The sequence below is a fragment of the Cellulosimicrobium sp. EB106-03-01-XG111 genome, assembly GCF_058792115.1.
Genome location: NZ_JBYTEQ010000021.1, coordinates 56982 through 77293 on the forward strand (window position 1 = coordinate 56982; position 20312 = coordinate 77293).

Here is a 20312-nt window from a genome sequence, read left to right on the forward strand (position 1 = left end):
AGCGGTCCTCAGGACAGGGCGTCGCGGACGGCGCGCGCGACGTCGTCCGCGACGCCCTGCGCGTCCGCGCCCGCGTCCACCACGGTCACGACGACGCGGCGTGCCGCGGGCGCGGCGTCTCCCGTGCCGCGGCGCTCGGCCGGTGCGGCGCCGTCCGGCGCGGCGTACCGGCCGACGGCGGCGCGGCGCAGGTCCGCGAACGCCTCCTCGAGCTGGGGGCGCAGGTCCTGCTCGGGGGAGCGCAGCCACCGGCGCAGGAGCGCGTTGTGCACCGCGACGACGGACGCCGCGAACGCGATGGACGCCGTCGAGCGACGCTCGTCCGGCGGGAGCGCGTCGCGCAGGTACGCGGTGAACGCGCGCTCGTAGCGGTGGGTCGTGACGAGCTCGCGGTCGCGCAGCGCCGGCACCTGCTGGAGGAGCTGCCAGCGGGCCAGGGACGTCTCGCGCTGCCCGACGTGGTGGTCGAACACCAGCCGCGCCGCACGGCACACCTCGAGGTACGGGTCGACCGTCGGGTCGGGCGTGAGATGACCCTCGGCGTCGGGCACGGGCCGCGTCGCGGCGAGCATGACGACGACCTCGTCGAGCAGGAGCTCGTGGTCCGCGAAGACCACGTCCTCCTTGGACCCGTAGCGGCGGAAGAAGGTGGCGCGGCTGACCTGGGCGGCGTCGGCGATCTCCTCGACGGTCGTCTGCTCGTACCCCTTGCGGGTGAAGAGCTCGATCGCTGCGTCGACGGCCTGGGCATGGGTGCGGCTGCGGACGTCGGTCATGCACCGGACGGTACACCGGTACCCGGCGCTCGCCCGGCCCGGGGGCGGTGGCCCGGGGGCGCCGCCGGGTGCGAGGCTGGGGCCATGCCGGACCAGCCTCGCGTGCACGCGATCCACGTCGCGAAGGCCCGTCGGCTGCCGACGCGGGTCGTCGCGTCGGTCGAGGCCGAGGAGGGCAGGGGCCTCGTCGGCGACCGGTACCACGGGTCGAAGCACCGGCACGTGACGATCCAGACGCTCACCGACCTCGCGGCCGCCTCCGCGGCCCTCGGGCACGAGATCGACCCCGGTCTCACGCGGCGCAACGTCACGCTCACCCACGGCGACCTGCCCACGAAGCCCGGCTCGTTCCTGCGGATCGGGGACGTCGAGCTCCAGGTGCTGCGGATCGCCGCGCCGTGCCGGCTGCTCGACGACTGGATCGCGCCCGGGGCGATGCGCGCGATGCACGCGCGGGGCGGCGTCGTGTGCCGTCTGCTGTCGTCCGGCACGGTCCGGGCGGGCGACGTCGTGGTGTGGGACGAGGCGGCCGCCGACGGGGCGTGAGCCCCGGGGCGGCCTCCGGTCCGACGGTGGCCGGGCGCGTGCCGTCGGCAGCGGCGCCCGTGCTTCGACGGTAGACCCGGGACGGCCCCCGCGTCGACGGCCGGGGCGGGTGAGACGACGGCCGTCCACAGGCCCGGAGGTCGTCCACAAACCCGGTGCCGTGGCCCCCGCCGGGTGGCACCATGGCGGCCATGCTCGTGACCCTCGCCGCGACGGCGTCCCCCGGGACGCTCGACGACGCCACCGACCTCGGCTTCCTGCTGCACAAGCACCCGGACCGGGCGCAGGTGTTCGACCTGCCCGTCGGCCGCGCGCACGTCTTCTACCCCGAGGCGACGGCGGAGCGGTGCGAGGCCGCGCTCCTGCTCGAGGTCGACCCGGTGGGGATCGTGCGGAACAAGCGGTTCGGCGGCGGCGACGCGTTCGCGCTCGCGCAGTACGTGAACGACCGCCCGTACGCCGCGTCGTCGATGGTCGCGGTCGCGCTCGGCAAGGTGTTCGCGACGGCGATGAGCGGCCGGTGCGACGCACGACCGGCGCTCGCGGACGCCCCGATCCCGCTCGACGTGCACGTGCCGTCCCTCCCGTGCCGCGGCGGTGCGGACCTCGCACGCCGGCTGTTCGAGCCGCTGGGCTGGAGCGTCACGGCGACGGCGGAGCCGCTCGACCCGACCGTGCCGGCGTGGGGCGCGTCGCGCTACGTCGACCTGCGCCTGCGCGGCACCCGTCGGCTCGCGGACGCGCTCGCGCAGCTCTACGTGCTGCTGCCCGTGCTCGACGACGCGAAGCACTACTGGGTCTCGACCGACGAGGTGGACAAGCTCGTGCGCGCGGGCGGCGGCTGGCTCGCGGACCACCCGGAGCGTGCGCAGATCCTGCGCCGCTACCTCGCGCACCAGCGCCGCTACGTCGAGGACGCCACCGCGCGTCTCGCCGCGCTCGACGGGGACGTCCCCGAGGAGGACGCCGCAGCCGCCGCCGGAACGCCGGCCGGCGCCGTCACGGCGGGTGACGCCGAGGGCACGCCGGAGCCGCCGCTCGCGCGGCAACGGGCCGACGCGGTGCTCGCCGCCCTGCACGACGCCGGCGCGCGGACCGTCGTCGACCTCGGGTGCGGCGAGGGCGCGCTCCTGCGTCGCCTCGCCGCGGACCGGACCTTCACGCGCGTGCTCGGTACGGACGTGTCGGCGCGCGAGCTCGAGCGGGCGGCGGCGCGCCTGCGCCTGCACGAGGCGAGCGACGCGGAGCGCGAGCGGGTGCGGCTCGTGCAGTCGTCGCTCACGTACGTCGACGACCGCGTGGCGGGGTTCGACGCCGCGGTGCTCATGGAGGTCGTGGAGCACGTCGACCCGTCGCGCCTCGACGCGCTCACGGCCGCGGTGCTGGGCCATGCCCGGCCGCGGACCGTCGTCGTGACGACGCCGAACGCCGAGTACAACGTCCACTACCCGAACCTGCTGGACGGGCCCGGGGGCGGGCGCGTGCGCCACCCCGACCACCGGTTCGAGTGGACGCGCGCGGAGCTGCGCGCGTGGGCGGCCACCGCGGCGGAGCGCTACGGGTACGCGGTCGAGCTGCGCGACGTCGGCCCCCTCGCCCCCGACGTCGGGGCGCCCACCCAGATGGCGGTGCTGACCCTCGTCGGGGACGCGGCGTCGCTCGACGCCGCGCCGGCCCCGGCCGCGGCACGCACCACGGAGGAGACCCGATGACCGGGCAGGCGACCGAGAGCGCGAGCCCGACCACGGGCGCGACGCCGACCTCGACCACGACCACGACCACGACGCGCGAGCTGCGGGTGCCCGCGTCGAGCCTCGTGGTGCTCGTCGGCGTGTCCGGCTCGGGGAAGTCGACCTTCGCGCGCGAGCACTTCGGGCCGTACGAGACGGTGTCGTCGGACGTGTGCCGCGGGCTCGTGTCGAACGACGAGAACGACCAGGGGGCCACGCGGGCGGCGTTCGAGGTCCTGGAGACCATCGTGTCCCAGCGGCTGGAGGCGAACCTGCTCACGGTCGTCGACGCGACGAACGTGCAGCGCGAGGCCCGCGGGTCGCTCGTCGCGCTCGCCCGCGCGCACGACGTCCTGCCCGTCGCGATCGTCCTCGACGTGCCGGAGAAGGTGGCCGTGGAGCGGAACGCGGCGCGGGCGGACCGCGGGTTCGGCGCGCACGTCGTGAAGCGCCAGCGCGCGGCGCTGCGGTCGTCGCTGAAGAGCCTCCAGCGCGAAGGCTTCCGCACCGTGCACGTGCTGCGCGGAGAGGGCGAGGTGGCGGCGGCGCGCATCGTGCGCACGCCCCTGCTCACCGACCGTCGCGACGAGCACGGTCCGTTCGACGCGATCGGCGACGTGCACGGCTGCCTCGACGAGCTGGTGACGCTGCTCGGGGCGCTCGGCTACGCCGTCGTGCGCGACGACGCCGGCCGGCCCGTCGACGCCGCGCACCCGGAGGGCCGGCGGGCGATCTTCCTCGGCGACCTCGTCGACCGCGGGCCCGACTCCCCGGGCGTGCTGCGGCTCGCGATGGGCATGGTCCGTGCGGGGCACGCGCTCGCGGTGCCGGGCAACCACGAGCACAAGCTCGTGCGGGCGCTCGGCGGGCGCGACGTGAAGGTCTCCCACGGCCTCGAGACGACGCTCGTCCAGCTCGCCGAGGAGCCGGAGGAGTTCCGGCGCGAGGTCGAGGCGTTCTGCCGCGACCTCGTGTCCCACCTCGTGCTGGACGACGGCCGCCTCGTGGTCGCGCACGCCGGGCTCAAGGAGGCCTACCAGGGCCGCGCGTCGGGCCGCGTGCGCAGCTTCGCGCTGTACGGCGACACGACCGGCGAGACCGACGAGTTCGGCCTGCCCGTGCGCTACCCGTGGGCCGACGACTACCGCGGCCGCGCCACGGTCCTCTACGGGCACACGCCCACTCCCGAGGCCGAGTGGGTCAACAACACGATCTGCCTCGACACCGGGTGCGTCTTCGGCGGGAAGCTGTCCGCGCTGCGCTACCCGGAGAAGAAGGTCGTGCAGGTGCCGGCCGCGCGCGAGTACTACGCGCCGGCGCGCCCGTTCCTGCCCGACGGCGCGGCCGGTCCCGGAGCGCCCGCGCGCGCGGACGACCTGCTGAGCGTCACGGACGTGCTCGGCCGCCGCGGCGTCGAGACGGCGACGCACGGGCGCGTGACCGTGAGCGAGGAGCAGGCGGCGGGGGCGCTCGAGGTGATGAGCCGGTTCGCCGTCGACCCGCGCCTGCTGCTCCACCTGCCGCCGACGATGAGCCCGGTCGCGACCTCGACGCTGCCCGGCCTGCTCGAGCACCCGGACGGCGCGTTCGCCGCGTACGCGCGCGACGGCGTCGACCGCGTGGTGTGCGAGGAGAAGCACATGGGGTCGCGCGCCGTCCTGCTCGTCGCGCGCGACTCGGGGCCGGGCGGCTCCCGCGTCGTCGCCGAGCGGTTCGGGATCGAGGCGCCGGGCGTCGTCCACACCCGCACCGGGCGGTCGTTCCTCGACGGCCCGACGACGGAGCTCCTCCTCGCGCGGGTCGCCGCGGCCCTGGAGGCGGCCGGGACGTGGGACGCGCTCGGTGCCGACTGGGTCCTGCTCGACGCCGAGGTGCTGCCGTGGTCGCTCAAGGCCGACCAGCTCCTGCGCGACCAGTACGCGAGCGTCGGCGCGGCCGCGCGCGCCGTCATGCCCGCGGCGCTCGCGGCCCTCGCCGCGGCCGAGGCGCGGGGCGTCGACGTGGGCGACCTCCGTCGTCGGACGGCGCGGCGCGCGACCGACGCCGAGCTCTTCGTCGAGGCGTACCGGCGCTACCGCTGGGACACGGGCGCGGCCGGTGCTGCGGGCACGGGCCCGGTCGGTGACGGTGCGGGCGGCGACCAGCTGCGAGGCGTCCAGGTCGCCCCGTTCCAGGTGCTCGCGAGCGGGACGGCCGGGAGGCCGGGCTCGCCGGAGGTCACGGGGGCGACGTACGCCGACCGCGACCACCTGTGGCACCTCGGCGTCGCGGACGCGCTCGTCGCGGCGGACCCGGCGCTGTTCCGGGCGACGCGGCGCGTGGTCGTCGACCTCGCCGACGACGCGTCGCGCGCCGAGGGCACGACGTGGTGGGAGGAGCTGACGGCGGCCGGAGGAGAAGGGATGGTCGTCAAGCCGCTCGCCAACCTCGTGCGGCGACGCGGGGCGCCGGGCAAGGGCGGCGGGCTCGTCCAGCCGGGCCTCAAGGTCCGCGGTCGGGAGTACCTGCGCATCATCTACGGCCCCGAGTACACCGAGGAGCGCAACCTCGAGCGCCTGCGCGAGCGGTCGCTGGGACGCAAGCGCTCGCTCGCGCTGCGCGAGTACGCGCTCGGTCTGGAGGCGCTCGACCGGGTCGCGCGCGGCGAGCCGACCTGGCGCGTCCACGAGCCGGTGTTCGCGGTGCTGGCGCTGGAGTCGGAGCCGGTCGACCCGCGGCTCTGAGTCGGGTCACCCCGCGGCGGGCGCCGCGGGGGCCGGGGTGGGTCAGCCGCCGAGGAACGCCTTCATCGCGAGGGTCGCGAAGAGCACGGCGCCCGCGGCCACGGCCAGCGCGACGACCCAGCCGTTCGCCCGCTCGACCGGGGGGACGGCGGGCCGACGCGCGGGGGCGGCGCCCCGGCGTCGGGCACGGGACGCGCGGCGCGCGGTGAAGCGCAGGCCGCGCGCGGCCGCGTGGGTGGACGGCTGCTCGGGTGAGCCGTCGTGGGCGGGGAACGCGGTGTCCCGGGCGGGGGTGGGGGTCACGGTGCGCCTCCGGAGGTTGGCCGGCGCCGCTGACCGGCGCCGTGCGGCCAGTCTTCCCCGCGGCGCACCGCGGGCGCGTCGCCCGTCCGGTGGATACTGCGGTCCACCGGGGTGCGACCTCCGGATGACGCGCGCGTGCTCCTCGTGGCCCGGTGGGTGCACCCCGCCGCACGACGGTCAGCGCGGCGCGTTCTCCTGGTACCGGGGCCGGCCGCCCCGGGCGGCGCGCTGGAGGTAGCGGACCTCGCGCAGCGCGACGGCGGCCGCGACCACCAGGGGGACCCACGCCCAGACGCGGCCGCGCAGCACGAGCACGAGGCACACGACCGCGACGACGATCCCGCCGAGCACGGTCGCGACGCTCGCCCAGCGCACGCCGGTCCGGACGTCGTCGGCGCGCTGCCACCAGCGGCGCAGCCGCTCGCCGAGGCCGCGACGAGGTGCCGGCCCCGGTCCGACGCTCATGCGCGGGCCTCGCGCGTGAGGGCGACGCCCTCGATGCTGCGGACGGCCATGCGGAGCGCGTCGGCGCGCGAGATCTCGCCGTCGTCGGCCATGGACCACGCGTTGAACAGCATCCACCACAGCGTGCGGACGATCCACGCCACGCTGAGCTGGTCGTCGACGACACCGGCCTCCTGCCCGCGGCGCAGCAGCTCGCGCACCGGCTCCTCGGCCCGCTCGGCCTCGGCCCAGAACGCGGACTCGGCGTCGGCGAGCTCGGTGAACAGCACCATGTACCAGGGGCCGAGGTCGAAGTACTCGAAGGCGAGGCGGCGCAGCGCGGACGCCGGGGGCCCGTCGTCGAGCCGGGCGGCGGCGATCGCCGCGCGCGTGCGCTCGACGGTCTCGGCGCCGATCGCCTCGACGAGGTCGGCGCGCTCGGGGAAGTAGCGGTGGAGCGTCGTGCGGCCCACCTGGGCGGCCTGCGCGACGTCGGCGAGCGACGCGGACTTGTCCGTGCTGAGCACGGAGACCGCCGCGTCGAGGATCGCGCGCCGGGTGCGGGTGCGGGTGCCGCTCGGGGGCGGCGCGTCGGGAGCCGCTCGGGAGGGCGTGGCCGCAGGGGTGTCCCGCGCGCTCGTTCGTGCCGTCACGCGGCCCACGATAGCCCTCGTCGTGACGGAACGCCGCTTGTCACTCGTGGAACAGTCATGTTCCACTAGGGGCGTCGAGCGCTCCGGTGCGCGACCGCCCGCACCGCGTCAACGACAGTTGACACGAGAGATGATGTCAACCATGGTTGACGACATGTCCCCGACCGCTCCCAGCGGCCCCGAGGCTCCGCCGACCCCTCCCGACGGCACGCCCCGCGGCCCGTTCCTCCCACGCCTCGCCGTGCTGTGGCAGTTCGTCCGCCCGCACCGCCGGACCCTCCTGCTCGGCCTCGTGCTCGGTCTCGGCACGACGGCCGCGACCCTCGCCACGCCGATGGTCACCAAGTGGGTGCTCGACACGCTCGGCACGGGGGCGTCGCTGACGCCGGCCGTGCTCACGCTCGTCGGGCTGCTGCTCGTCGGGCTCGTGCTCGGGCTGTGGCAGTGGATCCTGCTCGGCACGCTCGCCGAGCGCGTCGTGCTCGACGCGCGGTCGTCCATGGTGCGGCGCTTCTTCCGCGCGCGGATCGGCGCGCTCACGGGCCGCCCGACGGGCGAGCTCGTCACGCGCGTCACCTCCGACACGGTGCTGCTGCGCGAGGCGGCGTCGTCGAGCCTCGTGAACCTCGTGAACCTGGCGGTGTCCCTCGTCGGCACGGTCGTGCTCATGGGTGTGCTCGACCTCGTCCTGCTCGGCACGACCCTCGGGGCGATCGTCGTCATCGGCGTCCTCGTCGGCGCCCTCATGCCCCGCATCGCCAAGGCGCAGGAGAAGGCGCAGGAGTCGCTCGGCAGCCTCGGCGGCACGCTCGAGGGCGGGCTGCGCGCGATCCGCACCATCAAGGCCAGCCGCGCCGAGGGGCGCCAGATCGACCGGGTGCTCGACGACGCCCAGGACTCCGCGCGCCACAGCGTGCGGGCCGTGCGGACCGAGGCGGTCGCCTGGAGCATCGCCGGGGGCGGCATCCAGCTCGCGATCATCGTCATCCTCGCGCTCGGCGCGTGGCGCGTGGACCAGGGTCTGCTGGCCGTGTCGAGCCTCGTCGCGTTCCTGCTCTACGCGTTCCAGATCGTCGAGCCCGTCACGGGGCTGACGATGAACGTCACGCAGCTCCAGGCCGGGATCGCCGCCGCGGGCCGGATCCGCGAGGTCCAGGCGATCGAGCCGGAGGAGGACGACGACCCCGCCGCGCGTCGTCCCGCCGGGGTGGGCCCGGCGTCGGGCACGGTGGCTCCCCACGACGCGCCGCGGTTGTCGCTGCGCGGCGTCACCGCGCGCTACCTCCCGGGCGGCGAGCCCGTGGTGCGCGACCTCGACCTCGACGTGCCGCCACGCGGCCAGGTCGCGATCGTCGGCCCGTCCGGGGCGGGCAAGACCACGACCTTCTCGCTCCTGCTGCGCTTCCTCCAGCCCGAGTCGGGGCAGATCCTGCTCGACGGCGTCCCCTACGACGACCTGACGTTCGACGACGTGCGGCGCCGCTTCGCGTACGTCGAGCAGGAGACCCCCGTCGTGCCGGGGACGATCCGCGAGAACCTGCGCCTCTCCGACCCCGCCGCGACCGAGGAGGCGATGTGGGCCGCGCTCGCGCAGGTCCGGCTCGAGGCCAAGGTGCGCTCGCTCGCCGACGGCCTCGACACGTCGCTCGTCGGGACGACCGTCTCGGGCGGAGAGCGCCAACGCGTCGCCCTCGCGCGCGCCGTCCTGCACGCGCCCGACGTGCTGCTCCTCGACGAGGCCACCGCCCAGGTCGACGGGCTCACCGAGGCCGCCGTGCACGCCGTCATCGAGGACCTGGCCCGCGACCGCGCCGTCGTGACCATCGCGCACCGCCTGTCCACGGTCATCGACGCCGACGTCATCCTCGTCATGGAGGACGGGCGGGTCCGGGCACGGGGCACGCACCCCGAGCTCCTCGCGATCGACGAGCTGTACCGGGAGCTCGTCGCCGCCCTCCGCATCGCCACCGAGGAATCGCCCGCGCCGCGCTGACCCCGGCGCGCGCCGCGGGCTCGGCGTGGGCGATGAGTTCCGCGGCCCGGGACGGTCGGACGTGTCGGCAGGACGGACGACGGCGGTCGCGCACCGCGGAGGGTGAGGGTGGCATGGGGAACGTGACGTGCGACGTGGCGGTGTCGGTGGACGGGTACTCCTCGCGCCCCGACCAGACGCAGGAGCACCCGTTCGGCGCGGGCGTGGACCTGCACCGGTGGATGTTCGAGACGGCCGACGAGAACGCGGCCGAGATCGCCGCGATCGTCGACGCGGGGGCGTTCGTCATGGGCAGGAACATGTTCACGCCCGGGCGAGGAGAGTGGGACCCGGACTGGCGGGGCTGGTGGGGTCCGGAGCCGCCGTACCACGCGCCGGTGTTCGTGCTCACGCACCACCCGCGCGAGCCGCTCGTCATGGAGGGCGGGACGACGTTCTTCTTCGTCACCGACGGCATCGGGTCCGCCGTCGCGCAGGCGCGGGCGGCGGCGGGGGACCGGGACGTCGCCATCGCAGGCGGCGCCGCGACCATCAACCAGGTGATCACGGCGGGGCTGCTCGACGAGCTCCGGCTGCACGTCGTGCCCCAGGTCCTCGGCCACGGCGACCGCGTGCTCGACGGCGTCCCGCCCCTCGCGCTGGAGACCTTCGCCGTCCGCGCGGCGTCCCAGGTCACGCACATGACCTACCGGGTGCGGGGACCGCTCGGCTGACGCTCGTGGCGAGCGGCTCTCCCGGCGCGCGGGGCCTCAGCCGAGCACGGCGAGCAGGAGCGGCGCGGCGACGACGAGCACGACGACCGACCCCAGCACGAGGACCCGCCGCCACGGGCCGACGTCGTCCGGCGCCCGGCGGTCACGGGTCCGGTCGGTCCACGACGCGCCGTCGTACCAGCGCTCGCTCCCGGAGCCCGGTGCGTCCGCGTACCACCCCGCCGATGCCTTGCGCACGTCGCCTCCTCGCGTCCCGGGTCGGTGAGCCCTCGCAGGACATGTGTCGCGGGGCTCCCACCTCTGACACGCAGCAGCGCGTCGGAAGGTTCCACCCGACCGCGAGGACGTGGCGGAGGTACGGCACACTGTGCGCGTGGAGGACACCCCCGAGACACGGAACGGCCCGGAGCTCGACCCCGTCGGGGCCTGGGGACTCGCGGTCAGCCTCGTGCTGGGCGGGGTCGCCGCCGTGCTCTCGCTCGCCGCCTACCTGGTCGACCTGCCGACGTGGCTCGTGGGCGTCTGCCTGGGCGCCGCGGCCCTCGGGGGGATCGCCGCCGCCGTCTTCTCCGCACGCCTGGCGCGCCTCGAGCAGAGGTCGGCCGGGCGTGTCCTGTGGGAGACGGTGACCGCCCCCGTCCGGTTCGTGCTCGACGTCCTGTTCTAGGTCCCTCGGCCCCGAGCCACGACGGCCCCGCGCCCTAGAGCCCGGCGACCTGCGCGGCGCCGTCCGTCGCGATCTGCTCGAACACGCGCTCGTCGGCCGCGAACTGGGTGCCCGGGATGGGCCGGTGGACGACGATCTCCGTGATGCCGACCTCCGCGTAGCCGTGCGCGGTCTCGACGAACGCGTCGACGGACTCCAGCGCCGGGTCGGGCGTGAACCCCGTGAGCAGGATGCGCTCCACCGACGCCGGGTCGCGCCCGGCGTCACGGCACGCGGCGTCGAGCCGCTCGACCTGGTCGCGGACGGCGGCGCGCGACTGCGCGGGGGTCGCGTCGTCCCCGAGCCGGCCGTCGCCCGTCGTCACCCACGCCTCGCCGTAGCGCGCGGCCAGCCGCAGCCCGCGCGGGCCGGTCGCGGCGATCGCGAAGGGCACCCGCGGCGACTGGACGGGGCCCGGGATGGTCCGTGCCTCGTGCGCCCGGTAGTGCCCCTCCTCGTGCGTGACGGCGGGCTCGGTGAGCAGGCGGTCCAGCAGGATCGTGAAGTCGCGCAGCCGGTCGGCGCGCTCCCGGGCCGACCACGGCTCGCCGCCGAGGACCGTCGCGTCGAAGCCCGTCGTCCCCGCACCGAGGCCGACGGTCATGCGCCCGTCCGACAGGTCGTCGAGCGTCATGACGTCCTTCGCGAACGTCACCGGCTCGCGGAAGTTGGGCGACGACACGAGCGTGCCCAGCCGCACCCGCTCCGTGACGCCCGCCGCGGCGGCGAGCGTCGGGACGGCCCCGAACCACGGGCCGTCGCGGAACGACCGCCACGACAGGTGGTCGTACGTGTAGGCGGCGTGGAACCCGAGGTCGTCGGCGGACCGCCAGACGTCCCGGCCCTCGCGCCACGGGTAGATCGGCAGGATCACGGTGCTCGCGCGCATGGTCGCCAGCCTAGGGTGGGGGAGTGATCCAGCACACCGTCGCCTTCCGCCTCGTCCACCCCGTCGGCAGCGCGGAGGAGTCCGAGTTCCTCGGCACCGCCCGCGCGACGCTCACCGGGGTCCCGGGCGTCCGGGACTTCACCGTCTCGCGCCAGGTGAGCCCGAAGAGCCCGCTGACGTTCCAGTTCTCCATGGTGTTCGACGACGACGCCGCGTACGCCGCGTACGACGCCCACCCCGACCACCGCCGCTTCGTCGCCGAGCGGTGGGTCCCCGAGGTCGCGGAGTTCCAGGAGCTCGACCTCGTCCCTCTGGCGGACTGACCGCACCGCCCGGCCGCCGAGGTAGGACGCGCGGTCGCGAGGTAGGACGCGCGGAGCTCTACCTCGCGGCCGGACCTTCTACCTCACGGGGGGCCGGCGCGTGGGCGGGGGCGGGGGCGCGGTGTGGCAGGGTGACGGCATGACCCAGATCGACCTGCGCATCTTCACCGAGCCCCAGCAGGGCGCGTCGTACGACGACCTCCTCGCTGTCGCGAAGGCCACCGAGGACCTCGGTTTCGACGCCTTCTTCCGCTCCGACCACTATCTCGTCATGGGCGACGGCGACGGGCTGCCCGGCCCGACCGACGCCTGGACGACGCTCGCCGGCCTCGCCCGCGAGACGAGCCGCATCCGGCTCGGCACGCTCGTGTCGTCGGCGACGTTCCGCCACCCCGGCGTGCTGGCGATCCAGGTCGCGCAGGTCGACCAGATGTCGGGCGGCCGCGTCGAGCTCGGCCTCGGTGCGGGCTGGTACGCGCGCGAGCACGAGGCGTACGGCATCCCGTTCCCGGAGAAGCGGTTCGGGATCCTCGAGGAGCAGCTCGCGGTGATCACCGGGCTGTGGGAGACGCCGGTCGGCGAGACGTTCTCGTTCAGCGGCGAGCACTACACGCTCACGGACTCCCCGGCCCTGCCGAAGCCCGCACAGGGGCGCGTCCCGGTGATCGTCGGCGGCCACGGGCCCCGGCGCACCCCGGCGCTCGCGGCCCGGTACGCGAGCGAGTTCAACGCGGCGTTCCCCGACCCGGGGGTCCTGCCCGACCGGTTCGAGAACGTGCGCGCCGCGTGCCTCGACGCCGACCGCGACCCCGACTCGCTCGTGTACTCGGCGGCGTTCGTCGTCGCGGTGGGCAAGGACGAGGCGGAGTTCCGTCGTCGGGCCGACGCGATCGGGCGCGAGCCCGACGAGGTGCGCCGCAACGGCCTGGCCGGCACGGTCGGCGAGGTCGCGGACAAGATCGCGGCCGCCGCGGAGCAGGGCGCGACGCGCTTCTACCTCCAGGTGCTCGACCTGCACGATCTCGACCACCTGGAGCTCATCGCGAGCGAGGTCGTGCCCCAGCTGCCGTGACGTCCGCGTCCGGGGCGCCCGGGAAACACCGCCGTGACGTCGGGCCACTACCCTGCACCGGGGGTTTTTTCACACGGGCTTCACGGACGGGAGAGACATGAGCGCCATCGGGTGGCGGTTGCACGGCAACGGGAAGACGGTCCGACCAGGGGACGTCGTCGATCCGGACGAGCGTCTGACCTGGCCGCGGACCATCGGGATCGGGATGCAGCACGTCGTCGCCATGTTCGGCGCGACGTTCCTCGTGCCGCTCCTCACGGGCTTCTCGCCCGCGACGACGCTGTTCTTCTCCGCGGTCGGCACGGTCGGGTTCCTGCTGATCACGCGAAACCGCCTCCCGAGCTACCTCGGGTCGAGCTTCGCGTTCATCGCGCCGATCGGGGCCGCGACGGCGTCGCAGGGCCAGTCGGTCGCGGTCGGCGGGATCCTCGTCACGGGCCTCGTGCTCGCCGCCGTCGGGCTCGTGGTCCACGTGGCGGGCGCGCGGTGGATCGACGTCGTCATGCCGCCGATCGTCACCGGCACGATCGTCGCGCTCATCGGGCTCAACCTCGCCCCGGCCGCGTGGGGCAACTTCCAGCAGGCGCCGGTCACGGCCGTCGTCACGCTCGCCGCGATCATCCTCGTGAGCGTCCTGTTCAAGGGGATCCTCGGGCGGCTGTCGATCCTCGTCGGCGTGGTCGTCGGTTACGTCGTGGCCGTGGTCCAGGGCGAGGTGTCGTTCGACGCGGTGCGGAAGGCTGCCTGGCTCGGGCTCCCCGAGTTCGTCACGCCGACGTTCGACGTCGCCGTGCTCGGCCTGTTCGTCCCGGTCGTGCTGGTGCTCATCGCGGAGAACGTCGGGCACGTGAAGTCGGTCGCCGCGATGACGGGCAAGAACCTCGACGACCTCACCGGACGCGCGCTCTTCGCGGACGGCCTCGCGACGACGTTCGCGGGCATCGGCGGCGGGTCGGGCACGACGACCTACGCCGAGAACATCGGCGTCATGGCCGCGACGCGCGTCTACTCGACCGCGGCGTACTGGGTCGCGGCGGCGACCGCGCTGGTGCTCTCCCTGTCGCCGAAGTTCGGTGCGCTCATCGCGACGATCCCGGTCGGCGTCCTGGGCGGTGCGGCGACGATGCTCTACGGCATGATCGGCATCCTGGGCGCACGCATCTGGGTGCAGAACAAGGTCGACTTCTCCGACCCGGTCAACCTCACGACCGCGGCCGTGCCGCTCGTCGTCGGCATCGCCAACTTCACGTGGGCCGTGGGCGACCTGACCTTCGAGGGGATTGCGCTCGGCACGGCTGCGGCGCTCGTGATCTACCACGTGATGCGGAACCTCTCGCGGTGGCGCGGCACGACCCAGGAGCCTGCCAGCCCGGCGTCGGCCCCCGGAGGCGACGAGCCCGCCGTCCACGAGGCGGTCGAGGACGCCCGCTGACGCGACGCGCGTGCGCGGCCTCCGCGGAGGCTCCACGGAGACGACGGCCCGGCGGGCACCAGCCCGCCGGGCCGTCAGCTAGAGGCGCAGGCCGAGGACGAGGCCCTCGGCGACGTCGAGCCGGGTGAAACCGAGGTGCTCGTAGAAGCCGATCGCGGACGCGTTGTCCTCCGCCACGCCGAGGTGCACCCCGGGCGACCCGGCGGCGCGCAGGGCGTCGAAGAGCACCTCCATGAGGCGGCGACCGTTCCCGCCGCCCTGGGCCGACGGCAGCAGGTCGACGTGCAGGTGCGACGGGTAGTCGCCGAGCACGGACGGGTCGGTGCGGTGCGGGCGGTGGATCTGCTCGACGAGCGCCTCGTCGCGCGACCCCGCGGGGAAGCTCCCGAGCGGGTAGCGCGCCCGCAGCGGCGGCCACCACTCCCGCTCGCACCGGTCCTCGAACGCGGCGGTGTCGCGGGCGCCGAGCACGTAGCCGGCCACGACGCCGTCGGCCTCGACGACGGACGCCAGCTGCGGCTCGAGCGCGAGGTACGCGCCGAGGTAGACCTCGCCGAGCAGGCGCGGGTCGGTGTAGAGCCCGCTCGCGTCGGCGCCGGACGCACCGGTCCGCAGGCAGATCTCGTACAGGCGGTCGACCTCGGCGGGGTCGGTGGTCCGGGCGGGCCGGAGGGGCAGGGTGCTCATGGGTACCGTTCGGCGGTCAGGAGGTCCGGCGGGCGCCGGGCCGGGACGTGCTAGCCCTCGGCAGGGGGCACGGGCAGCGGGCGGGGCGTGATCTCCTCGATCGGGACGCACCCCGCGCGGCTCTCGAGCGGGACGTCGCCGGACAGGCCGACGAGCTCCGGGTCCACGATGTTCTCGAAGTCGGCGCCCACGTAGAGGTCGACGGTCGCGTCCTCGCGCGCGTCGAGCACGAGGCCCGGGTTCTCGTAGTGCGCGGCGAGGGTGTACGCCTGCGCGACGCCCGCGGCACCGAAGTGGATCTGCGTGCGCGACACGACGTCGGACTTCCCGTCGCCGTCGAGGTCCGGGGCGTTGCCCGTCGAGAGCACCGCGAACCCGCGTGACGTGAGGATGTCCTGGTTGAGCCGGCCCAGCGGGTCGTCCTTGCCGGACGCGTTGTAGACGTTGACCTGGATGTCGCCCGTCGCGACGGGCAGCGTGCCGTCCGCGAGGCAGGGGACCTTGACGTCCGCGAGGTCGTCGACGGCCTCGGGCGAGGACAGCTCCCGGTCGAACGGCGCCTCGATCGCCCCGGTGTACACGGCGAGGGCGCCGATCCCGACGACGGCGAGCGCCGCGATGAGCAGCCCGAACACGACGGCCTGGCGCTCGTGCATGCGCCGGCGGCGGACGGCGCGCGCGGTGTCGGGGCGGAGTGTCACGCCAGCAACCTACCGGACCGGCCGCTCATCGCAGCGTCAGCACGCGCGCGTGCAGGATCGCCCGCTGCTGCAGGGCGGCGCGGACGGCGCGGTGCAGGCCGTCCTCGAGGTAGAGGACGCCGTCGAACTCGACCACGTGCGCGAAGAGGTCGCCGAAGAACGTGGAGTCCTCGGCGAGGAGCGCGTCGAGGTCGAGCGTGCGCTTGGTGGTGACGAGCTCGTCGAGGCGCACCTGACGCGGGGGCACCTCCGCCCAGTCGCGGGCGGTGACCCGGCCGTGGTCCGGGTAGGGGCGCCCGTCGCCGACGGCCTTGAAGATCATGCGGGACATCCTAGGTGCCCGACGGCGGCCGCTGCCCCCGATGGCGGGGTGCCGGTCACGCAGTCGTCACGAACTCCCCACGGGAACCGACGGGGTCGTCCGCGACCTCCCGGACCGGCGGGGGCCGTGAGGAGACCGTTAGCGTCGCGCCCCGCGCCGTATGGGTCCCGTGAGGACGGGCTCCGGCGCCTCGGAGCGGGTGTTCGATCGTCGTCGGCGCCCCGTCCGGTGGGCGCCCGGCCGCCCGACAGGGGGCCGTCGGTCTCGACCTGGGGACGTCTCGTGCTCGACATCGTCTACGTGCTCGGCGTGATCGCCGTGTTCGTGCTGGTCGCCGGAATCGGGAAGGCGGTGGAGAAGCTGTGATCGTGCTCGAGCTCCTCGCCGCGGCTCTCGGTGCGGCGGCGATCGTGTATCTCGTGGTGGCGCTCGTGAGACCGGAGCGCTTCTGATGACCTGGATCTTCGCGCTCCTCGCGCTCGGGACCGTCGCCCTGGTCCTCGCGGCGCTCTACCGCCCGCTGGGCGACCACATGGCGCGGGTCTACTCCACGCCGAAGGACTGGCGGGTGGAGCGGGGCCTGTACCGCGTCCTGGGCGTCGACCCCCGCTCCGAGCAGACGTGGCCCGCCTACCTGCGCAGCATCCTCGCCTTCTCGGCCGTGGGCCTCCTGCTCCTCTACCTGCTCCAGCGCACGCAGCAGTGGCTGCCGTACTCGCTCGGGCTGCCCGCGCCGTCGGAGCACCTCGCGTTCAACACGGCCGCGTCGTTCGTGGGCAACACGAACTGGCAGTCGTACTTGCCGGAGCAGACGCTCGGGTACACCGTGCAGCTCGCCGGGCTCGCGGTGCAGAACTTCGTGTCCGCGGCGGTCGGCATGGCGGTCGCCGTGGCGCTCGTGCGGAGCTTCGCGTACCGCCGGGTCGGCACGATCGGGAACTTCTGGGTGGACCTCGTGCGCGGGTGCCTGCGCATCCTGCTCCCGATCTCCCTCGTGGGCGCGGTCGTGCTGCTCGTCGGCGGTGTCGTGCAGAACTTCGACGGCTTCACGCAGGTGACGACCCTCGCGGGCGGCACCCAGAGCGTGCCGGGCGGGCCGGTGGCCTCGCAGGAGGTCATCAAGCTGCTCGGCACGAACGGCGGCGGGTTCTTCAACGTGAACTCGGCGCACCCGTTCGAGAACCCGTCGGCGTGGACGAACGTCGTCGAGGTCCTGCTCATGCTCGTCATCCCGTTCTCCCTGCCCCGCACGTTCGGCCGCATGGTCGGCGACGACCGGCAGGGCTACGCGATCCTCGCGACGATGGGCGTGCTCTTCGTGGCCTCGTTCGTGGCCCTGACCGCGCTGGAGTCCGCCGGGAACGGCACGGCGCCGCAGCTCGCCGGGGGCGCGATGGAGGGCAAGGAGGCGCGGTTCGGGATCATCGGCTCGACCCTCTTCGCCACGACGAGCACCACGACGTCGACCGGCGCGGTCAACTCGATGCACGACTCGTACACGGCGCTGGGCGGGATGCTCCCGCTGCTCAACATGATGCTCGGCGAGGTCGCGCCGGGCGGCGTCGGCTCCGGGCTCTACGGGATGCTCGTGCTCGCCGTCATCGCGGTCTTCATCGCTGGCCTGCTCGTCGGGCGCACGCCCGAGTACCTGGGCAAGAAGATCGGGCCGCGCGAGATCAAGCTCGCGAGCCTCTACATCCTCGTCACGCCGACCCTCGTGCTCGTCGGCACGGCCCTGAGCTTCGCGATCCCGGCCGTGCGCGAGAGCGTCGAGACGGTGTCGATCTGGAACCCCGGCGTGCACGGCACGACCGAGGTGCTGTACGCGTTCACGTCGGCCGCCAACAACAACGGGTCGGCGTTCGCGGGTCTCACCGCGAACACCCCGTGGCTCAACACCGCGCTCGGGGTCGCGATCCTGCTCGGCCGGTTCGTGCCGATCGCCCTCGTCCTCGCGCTCGCGGGCTCGCTCGCGCAGCAGGACAAGGTGCCCGCGACCGCCGGCACGCTGCCGACCCACCGCCCCCAGTTCGTGGGGCTCCTGATCGGCGTGGTGGTCCTCCTCACCGCGCTCACGTACTTCCCCGTTCTCGCGCTGGGTCCCCTGGCTGAAGGGCTGCTGTAACCCATGTCCACGCTCACCCACCCGTCCCCGCGCGCCGTGCACCAGCCGGCCGCGACCACCGGCGGCCTGTTCACCTGGTCGCAGGTGCGCCAGGCGCTGCCCGGCGCGTTCCGCAAGCTCGACCCGCGCCAGATGTGGCGCAACCCCGTGATGTTCCTCGTCTGGGTCGGGGCCGCCCTCACCACCGTGATCGCGGTCGTCGAGCCGTTCCTCGGCGGTCCGGAGGAGTCGGGCGGCACGCCCGTCCCCGGGTCCTTCACCGCGGTCATCGCCGTGTTCCTGTGGCTCACGGTCCTCTTCGCCAACCTCGCGGAGTCGGTCGCGGAGGGCCGCGGCAAGGCCCAGGCCGACTCGCTGCGCCGGACCCGCACCGCGACCGTCGCGCACCGGGCCGCCGCGTACGACGAGACGGGCGACCCCGGCGCCCTGCGCGCCCGCGCGGTCGAGGTGTCCTCGGCCGACCTGCGGCTGGGGGACGTCGTCGTCGTCGAGGCGGGGGAGCTGGTCCCCGGCGACGGCGAGATCGTCTGGGGCATCGCGTCGGTCGACGAGTCCGCGATCACGGGGGAGTCCGCGCCGGTGATCCGCGAGTCGGGCGGCGACCGGTCCGCCGTCACCGGCGGCACGCGCGTCCTGTCGGACCGCATCGTCGTGCGCGTCACCTCGATGCCGGGCGAGACGTTCGTCGACCGGATGATCGCGCTCGTCGAGGGCGCGAGCCGGCAGCGCACGCCGAACGAGATCGCGCTGAGCATCCTCCTCGCGTCGCTGTCGATCGTGTTCGTCGTGGTCGCCCTCACGCTCAACCCCGTCGCGTCGTACGCGGCGAGCCCCGTGAGCGTCGCCGTCCTCGTCGCGCTCCTGGTCTGCCTCATCCCGACGACGATCGGCGCGCTGCTCTCGGCGATCGGCATCGCGGGGATGGACCGCCTCGTGCAGCGCAACGTGCTCGCGATGTCCGGCCGCGCCGTCGAGGCGGCGGGCGACGTCACGACCCTCCTGCTCGACAAGACGGGCACCATCACCTACGGCAACCGGCAGGCCGCGCGGTTCGTCGCGCTGCGCGACGTCGACGAGCGTGAGCTCGTCCGCGCCGCCGCGCTGTCGTCCCTCGCGGACCCGACGCCGGAGGGCACGTCGATCGTCGAGCTCGCGCGCCGCGGGGGCCTCGACGTCGGGCCGACCGCGCCGGGCGAGATCGTGCCGTTCACGGCGCAGACCCGGATGTCGGGGCTCGACGAGCCGGACGGCACCCAGATCCGCAAGGGCGCCGGCTCCGCCGTGACGGCGTGGGTCGAGCAGGGCGGCGAGCGGGCGGCGTCGAGCGTGCTCGCGGAGCTCGACGACGTCGTGGAGGAGGTCGCGCAGTCGGGCGGCACGCCGCTCGTCGTCGCGGTGCGGACGCCGGACGGCGCGAGCCGCGTGCTCGGCGTCGTCCACCTCAAGGACGTCGTGAAGGAGGGCATCGCGGACCGCTTCGCCGAGCTGCGGTCGATGGGCATCCGCACGGTGATGATCACGGGCGACAACCCGCTCACCGCCGCCGCGATCGCGCAGGAGGCGGGCGTCGACGACTTCCTCGCCGAGGCCACGCCCGAGGACAAGCTCGCGCTCATCCGCGCCGAGCAGGAGGGCGGCAACCTCGTCGCCATGACGGGCGACGGCACGAACGACGCGCCCGCCCTGGCGCAGGCCGACGTGGGCGTCGCGATGAACTCCGGCACGTCGGCCGCGAAGGAGGCCGGCAACATGGTCGACCTCGACTCCGACCCGACGAAGCTCATCGACGTCGTGCGCATCGGCAAGCAGCTCCTCATCACGCGCGGGGCGCTCACCACGTTCTCGATCGCCAACGACGTCGCGAAGTACTTCGCGATCATCCCCGCGATGTTCATGGGGGTGTTCCCCGGCCTCGAGGTGCTCAACGTCATGGGCCTCAGCTCGCCGTCGTCGGCGGTGCTGTCGGCGATCGTCTTCAACGCGATCGTCATCGTGCTGCTCATCCCGCTCGCGCTGCGCGGCGTGCGGTACCGGCCGGCCGACGCCTCGACGATCCTCGGGCGGAACCTGCTCGTCTACGGCGTCGGCGGCCTGGTGGCCCCGTTCGTCGGCATCTGGCTCATCGACCTCGTCGTGCGCCTCCTCCCCGGCTACTGACCCGCACGACGACCAGG

General features: G+C 74.5%; 22 protein-coding genes. 13 read left to right on the top strand and 9 right to left on the bottom strand.

From position 1 onward, the window contains the following. Positions 1-8: 8 nt before the first annotated feature. Positions 9-776, bottom strand: coding sequence for a TetR/AcrR family transcriptional regulator (locus tag AC3WT4_RS16085; RefSeq protein WP_400110529.1), 768 nt, complete (start codon positions 774-776; stop codon positions 9-11). An 84-nt stretch (positions 777-860) separates the two neighbouring features. Here AC3WT4_RS16085 and AC3WT4_RS16090 point away from each other — a divergent pair, with 84 nt between their 5' ends. The 3 genes from AC3WT4_RS16090 (at position 861) to AC3WT4_RS16100 (ending at position 5775) form a co-directional block, all read left to right on the top strand. After that, the gene (locus AC3WT4_RS16090) at positions 861-1322 is read left to right on the top strand and encodes an MOSC domain-containing protein (protein WP_257418944.1); all 462 of its coding nucleotides are present in this window, start codon (positions 861-863) and stop codon (positions 1320-1322) included. Positions 1323-1513: 191 nt separating this feature from the next. Next, a complete protein-coding gene (locus AC3WT4_RS16095) occupies positions 1514-3034 on the top strand; it encodes a 3' terminal RNA ribose 2'-O-methyltransferase Hen1 (protein ID WP_492315919.1) in 1521 nt (506 codons plus the stop codon). After that, the gene (locus AC3WT4_RS16100; RefSeq protein ID WP_492315920.1) at positions 3031-5775 is read left to right on the top strand and encodes a polynucleotide kinase-phosphatase; all 2745 of its coding nucleotides are present in this window, start codon (positions 3031-3033) and stop codon (positions 5773-5775) included. The genes AC3WT4_RS16095 and AC3WT4_RS16100 overlap by 4 nt, the downstream gene beginning before the upstream one ends. Before the next feature lie 42 nt (positions 5776-5817). Here the strand turns inward: AC3WT4_RS16100 and AC3WT4_RS16105 are convergent, their stop codons facing one another. The 3 genes from AC3WT4_RS16105 to AC3WT4_RS16115 form a co-directional block, all read right to left on the bottom strand. Next, positions 5818-6078, bottom strand: a complete 261-nt coding sequence (locus AC3WT4_RS16105; protein ID WP_108049711.1) for a hypothetical protein — start codon at positions 6076-6078, stop codon at positions 5818-5820. Between the two features lie 177 nt (positions 6079-6255). After that, positions 6256-6543, bottom strand: a complete 288-nt coding sequence (locus AC3WT4_RS16110; protein WP_286186060.1) for a hypothetical protein — start codon at positions 6541-6543, stop codon at positions 6256-6258. Further along, positions 6540-7175 (bottom strand): TetR/AcrR family transcriptional regulator, encoded by a 636-nt coding sequence (locus AC3WT4_RS16115; RefSeq protein ID WP_108049773.1) that lies wholly within the window; start codon positions 7173-7175, stop codon positions 6540-6542. Before AC3WT4_RS16115 ends, AC3WT4_RS16110 begins: the two co-directional genes overlap by 4 nt. Positions 7176-7317: 142 nt before the next feature. Between AC3WT4_RS16115 and AC3WT4_RS16120 the strand changes: the two genes are divergently transcribed. Beyond that, positions 7318-9168: an ABC transporter ATP-binding protein gene (locus AC3WT4_RS16120; RefSeq protein ID WP_492315921.1), complete on the top strand. Its 1851-nt coding sequence runs from the start codon at positions 7318-7320 to the stop codon at positions 9166-9168. A gap of 113 nt (positions 9169-9281) precedes the next feature. Beyond that, entirely contained in the window at positions 9282-9881 is a 600-nt protein-coding gene (locus tag AC3WT4_RS16125; RefSeq protein ID WP_492315922.1) for a dihydrofolate reductase family protein, read from the top strand. 36 nt (positions 9882-9917) lie between these two features. Here AC3WT4_RS16125 and AC3WT4_RS16130 read toward each other — a convergent pair whose 3' ends face one another. Continuing rightward, positions 9918-10118 (bottom strand): DUF2510 domain-containing protein, encoded by a 201-nt coding sequence (locus AC3WT4_RS16130; RefSeq protein ID WP_074803159.1) that lies wholly within the window; start codon positions 10116-10118, stop codon positions 9918-9920. A 136-nt stretch (positions 10119-10254) separates the two neighbouring features. Here AC3WT4_RS16130 and AC3WT4_RS16135 point away from each other — a divergent pair, with 136 nt between their 5' ends. Continuing rightward, positions 10255-10548, top strand: coding sequence for a hypothetical protein (locus AC3WT4_RS16135; RefSeq protein ID WP_146177717.1), 294 nt, complete (start codon positions 10255-10257; stop codon positions 10546-10548). Positions 10549-10582: 34 nt separating this feature from the next. Here AC3WT4_RS16135 and AC3WT4_RS16140 read toward each other — a convergent pair whose 3' ends face one another. Further along, positions 10583-11476, bottom strand: a complete 894-nt coding sequence (locus AC3WT4_RS16140; protein ID WP_108049718.1) for an LLM class flavin-dependent oxidoreductase — start codon at positions 11474-11476, stop codon at positions 10583-10585. 23 nt (positions 11477-11499) lie between these two features. Here AC3WT4_RS16140 and AC3WT4_RS16145 point away from each other — a divergent pair, with 23 nt between their 5' ends. From AC3WT4_RS16145 to AC3WT4_RS16155, 3 genes are all read left to right on the top strand, one after another. Continuing rightward, positions 11500-11799 (top strand): Dabb family protein, encoded by a 300-nt coding sequence (locus AC3WT4_RS16145; RefSeq protein ID WP_108049720.1) that lies wholly within the window; start codon positions 11500-11502, stop codon positions 11797-11799. Between the two features lie 148 nt (positions 11800-11947). After that, positions 11948-12871, top strand: a complete 924-nt coding sequence (locus AC3WT4_RS16150; RefSeq protein WP_074804194.1) for an LLM class F420-dependent oxidoreductase — start codon at positions 11948-11950, stop codon at positions 12869-12871. Positions 12872-12968: 97 nt separating this feature from the next. Next, positions 12969-14303, top strand: coding sequence for a uracil-xanthine permease family protein (locus tag AC3WT4_RS16155; protein WP_074803147.1), 1335 nt, complete (start codon positions 12969-12971; stop codon positions 14301-14303). Positions 14304-14381: 78 nt separating this feature from the next. Here AC3WT4_RS16155 and AC3WT4_RS16160 read toward each other — a convergent pair whose 3' ends face one another. The 3 genes from AC3WT4_RS16160 to AC3WT4_RS16170 are packed head-to-tail and all read right to left on the bottom strand — an operon-like array spanning position 14382 to position 16013. Further along, positions 14382-14990: a GNAT family N-acetyltransferase gene (locus tag AC3WT4_RS16160; protein WP_074803144.1), complete on the bottom strand. Its 609-nt coding sequence runs from the start codon at positions 14988-14990 to the stop codon at positions 14382-14384. A 50-nt stretch (positions 14991-15040) separates the two neighbouring features. After that, the gene (locus tag AC3WT4_RS16165) at positions 15041-15691 is read right to left on the bottom strand and encodes a LytR C-terminal domain-containing protein (protein ID WP_043652283.1); all 651 of its coding nucleotides are present in this window, start codon (positions 15689-15691) and stop codon (positions 15041-15043) included. 25 nt (positions 15692-15716) lie between these two features. Then, positions 15717-16013, bottom strand: coding sequence for a type II toxin-antitoxin system VapB family antitoxin (locus AC3WT4_RS16170; protein WP_021480409.1), 297 nt, complete (start codon positions 16011-16013; stop codon positions 15717-15719). Positions 16014-16241: 228 nt separating this feature from the next. On the opposite strand from AC3WT4_RS16170, the gene AC3WT4_RS16175 reads away from it, so the two are divergent. The 4 genes from AC3WT4_RS16175 to kdpB are packed head-to-tail and all read left to right on the top strand — an operon-like array spanning position 16242 to position 20295. Then, positions 16242-16379 (top strand): hypothetical protein, encoded by a 138-nt coding sequence (locus tag AC3WT4_RS16175; protein ID WP_163188684.1) that lies wholly within the window; start codon positions 16242-16244, stop codon positions 16377-16379. Then, positions 16376-16465 (top strand): potassium-transporting ATPase subunit F, encoded by a 90-nt coding sequence (locus AC3WT4_RS16180; protein ID WP_061268977.1) that lies wholly within the window; start codon positions 16376-16378, stop codon positions 16463-16465. The genes AC3WT4_RS16175 and AC3WT4_RS16180 overlap by 4 nt, the downstream gene beginning before the upstream one ends. Then, positions 16465-18138 carry a potassium-transporting ATPase subunit KdpA gene (gene kdpA / locus AC3WT4_RS16185; protein ID WP_492315923.1) on the top strand — a complete coding sequence of 558 codons (1674 nt, stop codon included), beginning with the start codon at positions 16465-16467 and terminating at the stop codon, positions 18136-18138. Before AC3WT4_RS16180 ends, kdpA begins: the two co-directional genes overlap by 1 nt. Positions 18139-18141: 3 nt before the next feature. After that, the gene (kdpB, locus tag AC3WT4_RS16190; protein ID WP_492315924.1) at positions 18142-20295 is read left to right on the top strand and encodes a potassium-transporting ATPase subunit KdpB; all 2154 of its coding nucleotides are present in this window, start codon (positions 18142-18144) and stop codon (positions 20293-20295) included. The last annotated feature ends 17 nt before the right edge of the window (positions 20296-20312 follow it).